The organism is Sorangium sp. So ce1335 (assembly GCF_051521615.1).
Taxonomy (GTDB): Bacteria; Myxococcota_A; Polyangia; order Polyangiales; family Polyangiaceae; genus Sorangium.
The window spans coordinates 369,586-381,746 of sequence record NZ_CP150363.1; the positions used below are offsets into that span (position 1 = coordinate 369,586).

General features: G+C 73.2%; 8 protein-coding genes. 6 read left to right on the forward strand and 2 right to left on the reverse strand.

From position 1 onward, the window contains the following. Positions 1-12: 12 nt before the first annotated feature. The 4 genes from WMF24_RS01325 to WMF24_RS01340 all read left to right on the forward strand — a co-directional run bounded on the left by WMF24_RS01325 (position 13) and on the right by WMF24_RS01340 (position 5,652). Positions 13-2,169, forward strand: coding sequence for a hypothetical protein (locus WMF24_RS01325; RefSeq protein WP_437734512.1), 2,157 nt, complete (start codon positions 13-15; stop codon positions 2,167-2,169). A 2-nt stretch (positions 2,170-2,171) separates the two neighbouring features. Continuing rightward, positions 2,172-3,476, forward strand: coding sequence for a hypothetical protein (locus WMF24_RS01330; RefSeq protein WP_437734513.1), 1,305 nt, complete (start codon positions 2,172-2,174; stop codon positions 3,474-3,476). Positions 3,477-3,494: 18 nt separating this feature from the next. Further along, positions 3,495-4,580, forward strand: coding sequence for a hypothetical protein (locus WMF24_RS01335; RefSeq protein WP_437734514.1), 1,086 nt, complete (start codon positions 3,495-3,497; stop codon positions 4,578-4,580). Positions 4,581-4,971: 391 nt separating this feature from the next. Continuing rightward, positions 4,972-5,652 (forward strand): DJ-1/PfpI family protein, encoded by a 681-nt coding sequence (locus tag WMF24_RS01340; protein ID WP_437734515.1) that lies wholly within the window; start codon positions 4,972-4,974, stop codon positions 5,650-5,652. A 113-nt stretch (positions 5,653-5,765) separates the two neighbouring features. Here WMF24_RS01340 and WMF24_RS01345 read toward each other — a convergent pair whose 3' ends face one another. Beyond that, a complete protein-coding gene (locus tag WMF24_RS01345) occupies positions 5,766-6,521 on the reverse strand; it encodes a glutathione S-transferase (protein WP_437734516.1) in 756 nt (251 codons plus the stop codon). 115 nt (positions 6,522-6,636) lie between these two features. Then, the gene (locus WMF24_RS01350) at positions 6,637-9,867 is read right to left on the reverse strand and encodes a P-loop ATPase, Sll1717 family (protein ID WP_437734517.1); all 3,231 of its coding nucleotides are present in this window, start codon (positions 9,865-9,867) and stop codon (positions 6,637-6,639) included. A 155-nt stretch (positions 9,868-10,022) separates the two neighbouring features. Between WMF24_RS01350 and WMF24_RS01355 the strand changes: the two genes are divergently transcribed. Together WMF24_RS01355 and WMF24_RS01360 are read left to right on the forward strand one after the other, a co-directional pair. Next, the gene (locus WMF24_RS01355; RefSeq protein WP_437734518.1) at positions 10,023-10,646 is read left to right on the forward strand and encodes a TetR/AcrR family transcriptional regulator; all 624 of its coding nucleotides are present in this window, start codon (positions 10,023-10,025) and stop codon (positions 10,644-10,646) included. Continuing rightward, positions 10,643-11,914, forward strand: coding sequence for a cytochrome P450 family protein (locus WMF24_RS01360; protein ID WP_437734519.1), 1,272 nt, complete (start codon positions 10,643-10,645; stop codon positions 11,912-11,914). The genes WMF24_RS01355 and WMF24_RS01360 overlap by 4 nt, the downstream gene beginning before the upstream one ends. Positions 11,915-12,161 lie beyond the last annotated feature (247 nt).

Here is a 12,161-nt window from a genome sequence, read left to right on the forward strand (position 1 = left end):
GGAGCCACGACGATGAGACGCGCGACGCAGAGCTCCACGCTGCTCCTCGCAACAGGCCTCGCCTGCTGCGCCCTGCTCGGCGCCTGCGGCCCCTCCGGCGCGCCCGCGGCGCCTGCCGACGAGGCCGACGCGGGGACGCCGCCCTCCGATCCGCCCGGCCCGCCCGGCCCGCCCGACGCGGGCGTCGACGGCGAGGCCGTCGTCGACGAGCCGCCGAGAGAGCCCCTCGCGCGCTGCCAGGACTCCGACGCTGCGTTCGTGCGCCGGGCGTACCTGGCGACCCTGGGGCGGAGGCCGCGCGGCCAGGACGAGGTGCGCTTCTACACGGATCTCATCCGGGAGGTCGACGGCGGCGCGCCGCTCGCCGAGGGGGCGCCGCTCAGCGCGGGGCGGCGCCACGCGGTGCTCGCGATGATCAGGACGTCGCAGGACGACTACCTCCGGCGCTGGTCGGACTTCTACCTGGACAGCCTGCGCGTGGAGCGCGCCAGGGAGAGCTCCGTCGCGTGCTTCTCGACGCTGCTGAGCGCCGATCGAAGGAAGGCCGCGGAGCGCGTGCGGCGCGAGCCGGCGCGCGCCCAGGGCGACGTGTTCTCGATGCTGGATCTGACGATCGGCGCGCTGGAGAGCGACGATGTCTCGCCCATCTACATCGCGAACCTGTTCAGCATCGTGTCGCAGAGCTTCGCCGGCGCGAACGCCGATCCGGTGAAGCTCGAGCTCGCGCGCCGGGAGAACTTCGGCGCCCGCTTCAGCGGCGCATACCTGCACCGGGACATCGTGTGCCTGCGCTGCCACAGCAGCGAGGCGTCGGTCACCTTCGACCCGGATCCGAGCAAGAACCGGTTCTTCCCGCTGCCAGGGCTCCTGGAGAAGAGCCTGTTCTCCGACTCGAGCGGGCCGCCGGAGAAGGACGGCCACGACGGCGTCGCCCGGGCCTACGGGGCGTTCCGCTACGGCGGGTTCGCGGTCGCGTCGATGGCGGACGCCGAGCCGCTGCCCATCGTGCTGCCGAACGCCGTGGTGAGGCCCTGGGGCTGGATGGAGGCGTGCGGCGAGTTCTTCTCGGAGGTCGGCGACGATCCGGCGGGGGTCGACGCGCTCCTCGGCAGCGTGAAGGGCTCGCGCGCGTCGATGTGGGACCTGTCCGCCGCGCTGCAGCGGGGCTTCGCCGGCCTGCGCCAGCACGGCCTCTCGCGCGGCGAGCGCGGCGAGATCCCGAACCCCGACGAGGCGCTCGCGTACCTCGTGTCGGCGCACATCGCCGAGGAGGTGTGGCGCGAGGTGATCGGGACGCCGCTCACCGTCGCGCACTACTACCCCCGGAGCGCCGCGGCGCGCGGCGAGCTGCTGCGCACCACCGAGGCGTTCCTGGCCTCGGGCTTCTCCCACGTCAGCCTGCTGCTCGAGGTGCTCCGGAGCCCCGGGTTCAACCTGCAGGCGCCGGAGGAGGGGTGCGCGGACGAGCCCTACGCGTTCGCGCCGCTGTTCGACCCCTGGATCATCGCCGAGGAGGACCCGGCGCGCCGGCGCAACAGCGTCGCCGACGCGATCGCGCCGCTCACCGGCCGGACGCTGCTCAGCGCGGCCCACGGCGCGCTCGAGTGGCCCGGTCCGAGCCCGCTGCCGATCCACGACGTGGCGTTCCTCGGGGAGATCGGCGTGTTCGTCGACGACGCGCGGCCCGGCTACCGCGGGCTGGACTTCCAGGCGCGCCTCGCCTGGGAGGACCGGTTCGCGCGCTGCGACATCGCCCCGGAGGGCGACTTCGTCGCGCGGCTCTTCGAGACGGCCGCGGAGCACCCGGACGCCGCGGTGTCCGACGTGATCGCGGCGCTCAAGGACCGCCTCCTCGGCGACCCGGGGCTCGACGACGCGGGCGAGCGGGAGGCCCTCGAGGCGATGCTCGGGGCCTCGCTCGACACGGAGGTGGCGGCGCTCGACCGCGAGGAGCTCGAGCCCCGGGTGCGCAGCGTGTGCGGGGTGCTGCTCGAGTCGCCGCAGTTCATGCTGGGCACGCTGGTGCCGCGCGGGGTCGCGGCGGCCCCGAGGCTCACGCCGCCCGACGCGGCGTACGGCGCGATCTGCGAGCGGCTCGAGGCCGAGCCGCCCATCGACGGCCTCCGGGTCGAGTGCGCCTCGGGCGGCGTCCGGCTGCGCAGGGAGTGAACATGGTTTCATCGTGGTCCCGTGTCCCGGCGCGTCCTTGGCTGCTCCTCGGCGCGCTCCTCTTCGCGTCGTGCTCCGACGGCGGCGAGCCCGTGCCGCCCGCGAGCGGCACGGGCGGCGGCACGCCGTCGACCGGCGTACCGGGGGCATCGAGCGGGCCCGGCCCGGAGGTGAGCCCCGACCCGGCCGCGGCGCGCTTTCCCACGCCGCGGGCGCTGTACGAGCGCGCCGTCGCGCCGTCGTGCGCCGGCGCCGAGGGGAGCTGCCATCGCGGGTGGGCGCAGCCCGAGCTGTCGTCGTTCGAGGCGTTCATCGCGACGGCGGGCGCGTTCTGCCAGACGGGCGTCGGCGATCCGCGCGCGGTCCTCGACGGCTGCGAGCGCCCGGGGGACCGCCTCGTGTTCGCGGACGGCGTCGAGCGCGCCCTCGTGAGCGTCGCCGTGCCCGAGGGGGCGCCGCGGGTGCCGTCCGAGGTCGTCGTGACGCTGGACGGCCCCGCGGGCGACCTGCGCGAGGTGGCGCGCGTGCGGGCGCCCGTGGCGGAGGACCAGGCCGAGTACCGGCAGCCGCTCGCCGGCGTGAAGCTCACGCCGCTCGAGCCCGCGTCGCGCCTGAGGCTCGACCTGACCGGCGCGGGCGAGGACGTCGCGCGGGCGTTCGACCTCCGGCGATGGCCCCGGCGGGGGGCCGACGTCATCGTCGCGGACGCGAACGGCAACGGCCGGGGCGCCGAGGGCGCCGAGCTCCGGCAGCTCATGCCGGGGCGGCCCGAGCGGAGCTTCCTCTACCTGCGCCTCCTGAGCGACGAGCTCGGGCCGCGCATGCCGCTCGTCGAGGGCGGCTGGTCGAAGGAGGCGACGCGGGCGCTCCGCTGCTTCGTGCGCGGGCTGCCGGAGGGCTGGCAGCCGGACATGCGCGTCGCCGACGAGCCCATCGCGTACGAGGGGTGCCCGGACGACCCGGGCGACACCGGGCCTGTCGCGTCCGACTACGGGGCCGTGCAGCGGATCTTCGACCAGCGCTGCGCGTCGGGGTCGTGCCATGGCGCTGGGCGCGCGTCGGGGCTCGATCTGCGCGCGGAGGCGCTCGCGAGGGGAGAGGTGATCGGCGCGCCGTCCCGCGAGCTCCCGGACCGGGCGCTCATCGCGCCGGGCGCGGCGGACGAGAGCTATCTGGTTTGCAAGATCGATCCCGACTGCGCCGAGAGGGCGCAGGGCACCGCGCTGATGCCCGTCGGGGGTGAGCTCGACGCGCGGGAGCGGGCGGCGATCCGCGCGTGGATCGAGGCCGGGGCGAAGCTTGATTGAGCCGGAGAGACCGAAGCGATGGCACCCATCCGAGTGACGAAGAGCCGAAGCATGTCCGGAGAGCGGCGTCCTGGCGCGCGCCTCGATGACGTGGACGAGGTGGCCGGCGCAGGCGCGCGGCGGGGGGCGCTGTTCGCCGCGCTGCTCGGCGCCCTGCTCGCGGCCGCCTGCGGCGGCGAGCGCACGCCTGCTCCGCCGGCTCCCCCTGCGCCGTCGCTCGCGTGCGGCGACCGCACGGTGCAGCAAGGGAGCGAGTGCGTGGCCGAGACCGACGGCGAGCCGCCCGCGGTGCGGTGCGGGCCGGGGACCACGCTGGTGGCGGGCGAGTGCGTCCCCACGGCGACATCCGAGCACGACGATCTCATCGACAGGGAGATCGATCTGTCCGGCAGCGGCTACCTGCCGGCGTGCATCGACGCGCCCGCCGCGGCCCGGAGCAACGGGAGCTGCGTTGTCATGGACGCGCTCGTCGTCTCCTGCAATCCCGTCAGCAACGAGGGGTGCAGCGACATCGGGGGGCGCTGCACGTACGAGGCCTTCAGCGGCATGTTCATGTGCCTCGTGCAGCCGGGCGACCGGCAAAGCTGCGAGAGCTGCTCGTCCAGCTTCTTCGACACGTGTGCGCCGGGGTTCACGTGCCAGGGTGGGCTCTACTCGTGCCAGCGGTACTGCTGTGATGACGGAGACTGCGGGCAGGGGGCGGAGTGCGTGCTGCAGCCGCCCCTGACGTTCGGTATCTGCCAGGCGACGCGATCGGACATCTTCGCTCACCTGACGGGCTTCGGGTCCGGCGAGGGGGGCTGGTCCGGCGCGGGAGGCTGGTCCGGCGAGGGGGGCTGGTCCGGTGAGGGAGGCTGGTCCGGCGAGGGGGGCTGGTCCGGCGAGGGAGGCTGGTCCGGCGAGGGAGGATTCGGCGGGGATGGCTGGCCTGGCGAGGGCGGGTTCGGCGGCGAGCTCGGGCCTGGTGTCGGCGGCTTCGGAGAGGGCGGCTGGTCCGGCGACGGCGGCGCGGGAGGCCGGGAGGCGGGCGTCGGCGGGACGGGCGGGGCGGGAGGCCGAGGCGCTGGCGCCGGCGCCTCGGCAGGTGGGGATTCGCGTCCCTAGAGCAACAAACGGGTTGAACCCGCCTGAAACGAGCAGAACTTCGAACCGCCAAGACGCCAAAGACGCCAAGACATTGTCTTCTTCTTGGCGTCCTTGGCGTCTTGGCGGTTCATGTCTCGCTCGCTCAACGTGATCGTTGTTCCAGGACGAGCTTCCCGGGAGCGTCTCCGCTGTCGCGGAGCGCTCGGTGCGACATCGCGACGCAGGACAACGTGTCGCATGGTCGCGCGGCGTTGCGGCGCATAGATCACGCGTCATGAGACGACGACAGATCCTTGAACTCGCTGCCGTGAGCGCCGCGCTCGCCACCCTGCAGACGCTCGGCGGGTGCGCGCCGGACGACGGCGATTCCGAGCCATCCCCCGCGACGCCTCAAGGAGGAGACTCCCCGATGCAACACATCGCCATGCTTGTCTATCCTGGCTTCACCGCGCTCGACCTCATCGGTCCGCAGACCGCCTTCGGCTTCCTCGAGGACGTGCAGATACACCTCGTGTGGAAGACGCTCGACCCCGTGACGACCGACATGGGCATCACGCTCCACCCGACGGCGACCTTCGAGACGTGCCCTGAAGAGCTCGCGGTCCTCTTCGTCCCAGGCGGCGTGGCAGGCACGATCGCCCTGATGAGGGACGCCGCGGTCCTCGACTTCCTGGCGGCGAGGGCGGAGCGGGCGAGCTACGTGACGAGCGTTTGCACGGGGTCGCTCGTGCTGGGCGCGGCCGGTCTGCTCCGCGGCTACAGCGCGACAACGCACTGGGCCATGCGCGAGGTGCTGCCGCTCCTCGGGGCCGAGCGCGTCGACGCGCGCTATGTCGAGGACCGCAACCGCATCACGGGGGGCGGCGTGACGTCAGGCATCGATTTCGGCCTCCGGATCGTGGCAAAGATGCAGGGAGAGGAGACGGCGCAGCGGGCGCAGCTCGTCATGGAATACGACCCCGATCCGCCGTTCCAGGCGGGCTCGCCCGAGTCCGCGCCCGCGGCGATCGTCGAGAAGCTGCGCGGCATGATCGCGCCGGACGTCGCCGACGCCAGGCTGGCAGCGGAGCAGGCCCAGGCGCGCTGGTGACGGCGCGCTGGTAACGGTGCGCTGGTGACGGCGCGCTGGTGACGGCGCGTTGGTAACGGTGCGCTGGTGACGGCGACGCGGGCGACGCGCCGGCGCGGCCGGCCCGTCCGGAATCAGCGCGCCCGGAAGGCGCCGTACAGCGCGTCGCGCCACGCGATCAGGTCGGTGTAGCGCTCGCGCAGCTCGGGGTCGGTGAAGCTCCGCCGGCCGGCGGGGCTCAGCTTCAGCTCGGCGGGCGGCATCACGCCCACGAGCGCCTGGCTCACCGTGATGTCGGCGAACGTGAAGCCGCCGAGGAGCGTCTTCGGCCCAGCGTCCGGCCGCGCCTTCAGCGCGAGCGCCGCGCGGATCTCCTCCAGCGCTTCGACGAGCGCGCGCCGGTGCGCCTCGAGGTCGGCTGTGTGGCCGTCGTACTTGCGGAGGGTGCGGCGGACGCCCAGCGCCCCGAGCCGCGAGGCGAGGGGACCGAGCGCGCGGCGGATCGGCGGCGGCGCCATGTCGGCGAGCGCCTCGTCGTCGGCCAGCATGCGCGACAGCGAGAGGGCCCGCCCGGCGTTCAGGGCGCGCTCCGACAGCTCGATGAACCGCGCGATCTCGGCCTCGTGCTCGGCCGGGAACAGCGTCGGACCGTCGCCGCGCCCGTCGGCCCAGCGCGCGATGTCGGCCGAGTCGGCGATCACGCGCCCGTCGTCGGTCGTCAGCACCGGCACGGAGACGCGGCCCGTGAGCCGCCCGAGCTTCGCCCGGAGCGCCGGCTCGCCGATCAGCGGCTTGTAGTGCCGGAAGGTGTACGGGACGCGCCGGACGTCGAGCGCCCAGCGCGCCTTCTCGGTCCACGGCGAGAAAATCAGGCCCAGAAGCTCCGTCATGGCGCCGGCAGCCTACCACACGCGGCCGCGCGCCCCCGGCCGAACCCCAGCGGCCGAGCGCCCGCGGAGAGCGCGCCTCCTCGCCGGCGGGCCCTCCGGCGTGCCAGCGGCGCGCTCACGCGCCGTCGTCGGTCTCGACCCAGATCGGCTCGGGCGCGTCGAACCCCTTGAGCCGGAAGGCGCCTGCCCGGCGGAAGTCCGCGCGCGCCGCGTCGGGGAGCGCGGCGGCCGCGGCGCGCGAGAGCGTCACCCGGCCGGGGCGCGGCAGGGCCATCCCGGAGCTCGGCTCGTCCGCGCGATCCTCCTCGGTGAGCGCCTCGATCCGGAAGAGCCGGTGGACCTCCGTGCCGAGGACGTCGTGATCGCTCATCCGCACCCGGCCCCAGTGGACGACGAGCCGGAGCTGGGCAGGGTCGCCGACAGCGCGGCGGAGCACGCGGGCCGCCTCGATGGCGCGGGCCACCGTGGAATAGACAGCGAGGTACCCGTCGCCGGTCCCCTTCATCAGGCGCGGGTTCGTCGCCGCGCGCAGGGCGCCCCGGAGCCGGTGGACGTGGTCGACGAAGCCTGTATCGCCCATGTGCTGGAGCAGGCTCGTCGATCGGACGATATCGACGAGCAGCATCGCCACCTCCACCCGGTCGGTCAGCTCGATCTCCTCCTCCCGGCGCCCGGCCGGGAAGAGCTCGAGGAGCGCGAGGTGGAGCTCGTCCCAGTGGATCCGCTCCAGGTGCGCGCTGAGGCGGGCGAAGGTCGGCGAGGCGGCGAGCGCCCGGCGCGCGGCGTCGACGCCCGCGCCCTCGGCGACCTCGGCCGAGAGGCGGTCGAGGAGGGAGAACACCGCCTCGCCGATCTCCTCGTCGGCGTCCGGGCGCCGGAAGAGCTCGCGCTGGACGTCGACGACGAGGTCCCAGTGGCGGGGCCAGGGCTCCCCGTGGCCGATGACGACGTGGCGGACCGCGTGGAACCGGCCGCCGCCGGGGAGCGGCTCGATGAGCGCGCGGAGGGAAGGGTGGAGCAGGTAATACCGCGAGCGCGGCAGCGCGTGGCGCGGGCCGACGACGGCGTCGTGCGGCTGGCGGAAGCGCTGGATCTGGCGCTCGGCCCCGGGATCGGCGCCGAGGACGCCGAGGAGCCCGCACTCGAAGAGCTCGCGGAAAGGGTGGTAGACGTCGTCCGCGTCCCGGCCGTGGGCGTCGAAGAACGCGCGGTCGACCTCGTGAAACTTGCACCACACCTCGACGAGCTCGTCGTGGGTGAGGACGTCGCAGGGGAGCAGGGCGAGGAAGCGGTCCCGCTTGTCGCGGTGGCGGAGCACCTCGAGGAAGACCCGCATCTCGTCGAAGATGTTGGCGACGAGGAGGCCGGCGCTCGTGCTCTGCACGATCTGCGTGAAGGTCCGCTCGTCGAGGGCCTGCCGGTTGCGCGAGATCTCCGAGGCGAGGATCACGAGATCGCGCGGCCGCCCGAGGGTGTGGCGGTAGAGGAAGTCGAAGGTCGACTCGCCGCGGGCCGAGCGCCCCGCGCTCACCACGTCGAGGTGGATGAACTCGCGGAGCGGCACCCTCTCGTAATAATACGTGAGCTTCTCGAGCAGCTCGAAGAGCTCGTGCTTGGCGTAGCGGAGCGTCGAGGTCGCGCCGAAGAGGTTCGTCTTGATATCGGACTCGTAGGCGGAGAACGCCTCCTCCCGGATCGTGGCGAAGACCTTGACGTGCCGGTTGGCGTTCATCAGGTCCCACGCGGCCTCGATCATCCCCGCTTGCATGTGGATCCACGCCTCTCGCGGCAGCCGCCGGAGCGCCTGATCGAGCTTGTCGATGAAGATGAAGACGCCGCTGTGCAGCGAGCGGATCCGCCGCTCGAGCGGGCGCTCCATCGCGTCGATGACCTGGTTGATCTGGCGGACCGTGAGCGAGAGCAGCTCCTTCAGCACCATCGTCGGCTCGACAGGGCGGCCCTCGAGGAGCTCGCGCAGGCTCCGGGGCAGCGGCGCCAGATCCCTCGGATCGCCGGCGCCCGTCGCGGCGGACAGGTGGGAGACGATCGACATGCGGAGGCTGAAGCTCCAGAGCCGCTTGCACTCGTGGAGCCCGGACATGAGGTCGCGCCGGGTCTGATCGACGGTCGGCAGATCGCCCATCAGATCGAGGTACGGCCGCCCCTCCGGGATGAACTGCACGGCGGCGTGGCGGCGCTCGCGGCCGGTCGCCGCCAGGTAGATCTCGCTGAGGACCGAGCGCTTGTACGTGAGGAGGAGGGTCTTGCCGAGCCCCTTGCTCCCCGAGACGAAGTGCTTGTTGGCGCTGTCGAGGAACTCGCGGACGACGGCGTTCTTGAAGGTCAGGTCCTTCAGGGCGCCGATGTCGATCTGGTTGGCGTCCGAGGCCCAGCTCTGGTTGTTCGGGAGGTCGGCATGACCGCCGGGGGGCGGTCTGTACGCCGGCCTCTCCGGCGGGCGCCCGGCGAGCGCCCGGAGCGCCTCGATCAGCTCGTCGGCGGACGCGAACCGCCGGTCGGGGTCGCGGTGGGTCGCCCGGGCGAACCAGGCGTCGAAGCCGCTCGGGACCTCGGCCTGCCGCGACGGCGCGGGCGGGACGTCGAAGCAGATCTTGTGGACCAGCTCGAACAGCGACTCGCCGCGGAAGGGCCGGCGCCCTGTCATGCACTCGTAGGCGATCACGCCGAGCGACCAGAGATCCGCGCGGAGATCGACGCCACGGGCATTGGCGATCTGCTCCGGGCTCATGTAGCTCACCGTGCCGAGGGTGGCGCCCGCGTCCGTCTGCGGCGTCCCCTGGCGATCGAGCCCGAGGTCCTCGAGCTTGACGATCCCGAAGTCGAGGACCTTGCACAGCGGGCGATCGTCCTCGACGAGGAAGATGTTGGCCGGCTTGATGTCGCGGTGGACGACGCCGAGGCGGTGGGCCCTGCCGATCGCGCTGCAGACATCGCCGAGGACCGCCACCGTCTCCTCGTAGGAGAGCGGCCCGCGGGCGATCCGCTCGGCGAGGTCCTCGCCGCGGAGCAGCTCCATGGCGATGTAGGGCACCTGCGTCGCGGCATCGACGTCGAAGTCGAGGATCTGCACGACGTTCGTGCCCCGCAGCTTCGCCGCCGTCTGCGCCTCCCGGAAGAAGCGCGCGCGCGCCTTCTCGGTCCCGACGACCGCCGGATCCATCAGCTTGAGCGCCACCGGCTCGCCGAGGCGAAGGTCGGTCGCCCGGAAGACGCGGCCCATGCCCCCTTTCTTGAGGAACTCCTCGATCCGCCAGCGCTGGCCGACGACATCCCCCGGGCCGAGGCTCCGCGGCCGCTCTCGGCCGCTCTCACGCGCGGACGGCACCGTGGCTGCTTCCGGTCGGCGGGCACGCTCATCCGACATGTCGCGCAGCGTACCAGCCTCGGCGTGAGGAAAAGGAAGAAGCTTCGGGGGGCCCGGCGCCACGATCCTGCCCGGAAGCGGGCCGCCTTGCACACAGACCGACCGGTCGGTATAGTATGCTCGTGGCAGGGCGAACCTATCCCAGCGCGCGCGATCGCATCCTCGACGCGGCCGAGCGGCTCGTCGTCGCGCGCGGCGTGAACTCGCTCACCGTCGAGGCGGTGATCACCGAGGCGCAGATCAGCAAAGGGGGCTTCTTTCACCACTTCGCGACGAAGGACGCGCTCCTGACAGCGATCGTCGACCGGCTGAGCAAGCGGATGAGCGACGACGCCGCGGAGCGGGCCGCGCGGGACCCGGAGCCCCGCGGCGCCCGGCTGCGGGCGCAGATCGCGCTCGCCTTCGACGCCGGGAAGCTCGCGACGGCCGCGCCGCGCGCCTTGCTCCTCGCGCTCATCGAGGCGGCCGGCGCTCAGCCCGAGATAGCGCGCCACCTCTGCGAGCTGAACGGCGAGTCCTTCGCGCGCGACGCGGCCGAGGACATCTCCGAGGGCCGCGCCATCGCGATCCAGCTCGCCCTCGACGGTTACTGGCTCTCCCAGGCGCTCGGCACGGTCGCGCTCACGGAAGGGCAGATGCAGGCGCTGCGCGACGCGCTCCTCGCGCTCGCGCAGCCGGAGGCGGGCGCGGGGCGCCCGCCCAGGCGGCGACGAGCACCCAGGAAAGGCGGTTCCTCATGATGTCCATTCCCGACATTTCCAGCGCCCGGCATAAGGCGAACCCCCATCCGCTGTATGCGCGGCTGCGCTCCGAGGCGCCGGTCGTCCGCGTCGTGTTCGGAGACGGCAAGCCCGCGTGGCTCGTGACGCGTTATGCCGACGTGGCGTCTGCGCTGAAGGACCCGCGCCTCGGCAAGGACCCGTTCCGCGTGCTCAGCGCGGAGGAGCGGGCCAGGGAGACGCCGTGGGTGCCCGGGTTCTTGCGCCCGCTGTCGAGGAGCATGCTCGATCAGGATCCCCCGGATCACACCCGCTTGCGGGCCCTCGTGCACCAGGTCTTCACGCCCCGGCGGGTGGAGGACCTGCGCGGTCGAATCGTGACGATCACCGAGGGGCTCGTGGCGCGGGCCCGGGCGCGCGGCGCGTTCGATCTCCTGGAGGAGCTCGCGCTGCCGTTGCCGATGGCGGTGATCTGCGAGCTGCTCGGCGTTCCAGAGGCGGACTGGCCGCGTTTCCGGGCATGGACGAACCGCCTTGTCGGGATCGTCACGAGCCTGGACACGGTGCTCGCGATACCGTCTCTCTACATGCTCGTGCGCTACCTGCGCGCGCTCGTCGAGAAGCGGCGCCGCGCGGGCGGGGATGATCTCATCGCGGCGCTCGTGCGCGCCGAGGAGGAGGGCAGTCGGCTCAGCGAGGACGAGCTGCTGGCGATGGTCTTCCTCCTCATCGTGGCGGGGCACGAGACGACGGTGAACCTGATCGCCAGCGGGACGCTCGCCCTGCTCGACGACCCGGGGGCGCTCGACCTCCTGCGGCGCGGGCCCGCGCCGATCAAGCCGGCGGTCGAGGAGCTCCTGCGCTTCACGAGCCCGGTCGACCTCGCGACCGAGCGGTTCACGACGGAGGACGTCGCGTTCGGCGAGCACGTCATCCCGCGAGGACAGCGGGTGTTCGCGGTGCTCGGCTCGGCGAACCACGACGAGCAGGTCTTCGCGAGCCCCGAGCGGCTGGTGCTCGATCGGGAGCCCAACCGGCACCTCGCCTTCGGCAGCGGCGTTCACTATTGCCTCGGCGCCCCGCTCGCGCGCCTCGAGGCGCAGATCGCGTTCCCGGCGATCGTCCGCGATCTCCCCGGCCTCCGGCTCGCCGTGCCGCGTGCGTCCCTGACGTGGAAGCCGTCGCTCCCCCTGCGCGGGCTCACCCGCCTGCCTGTGCGGTGCGCGGCGGCGCCGGTCTACTCCGTCCCGAAAGCGGCCGGCCCGACAGCGGCGGGCGTCCAGCCCTAGAGGAACAGCCCGCCGTCGCGCCTCGCCGATGTCGCGAAGCGCCTCGGTGTGGCCGAAATGTCCTCCTCTCCGGCGACCCGCGCGGGCAGCGCGCGACGTCATGGGCGCTGCCGTCCGGGGGCGGGCCACACGGCGCCTGTCCGCTCACCGGATGGGGCGTTCACACCGGCATGGCCCGTGCAAGCCTCGGTGTCGGGGCGCGCATTGACACGCGATGCGCCCGTCCCTGTGCGAGTCCGTCCAGCGG

Bases quoted from the DNA above. Each gene is read 5' to 3' on its own strand.
- WMF24_RS01325 (WP_437734512.1), top strand. From the start codon at position 13: ATGAGACGCGCGACGCAGAGCTCCACGCTGCTCCTCGCAACAGGCCTC.
- WMF24_RS01330 (WP_437734513.1), top strand. From the start codon at position 2,172: ATGGTTTCATCGTGGTCCCGTGTCCCGGCGCGTCCTTGGCTGCTCCTC.
- WMF24_RS01335 (WP_437734514.1), top strand. From the start codon at position 3,495: ATGGCACCCATCCGAGTGACGAAGAGCCGAAGCATGTCCGGAGAGCGG.
- WMF24_RS01340 (WP_437734515.1), top strand. From the start codon at position 4,972: ATGCAACACATCGCCATGCTTGTCTATCCTGGCTTCACCGCGCTCGAC.
- WMF24_RS01345 (WP_437734516.1), bottom strand. From the start codon at position 6,521: ATGACGGAGCTTCTGGGCCTGATTTTCTCGCCGTGGACCGAGAAGGCG.
- WMF24_RS01355 (WP_437734518.1), top strand. From the start codon at position 10,023: ATGCTCGTGGCAGGGCGAACCTATCCCAGCGCGCGCGATCGCATCCTC.
- WMF24_RS01360 (WP_437734519.1), top strand. From the start codon at position 10,643: ATGATGTCCATTCCCGACATTTCCAGCGCCCGGCATAAGGCGAACCCC.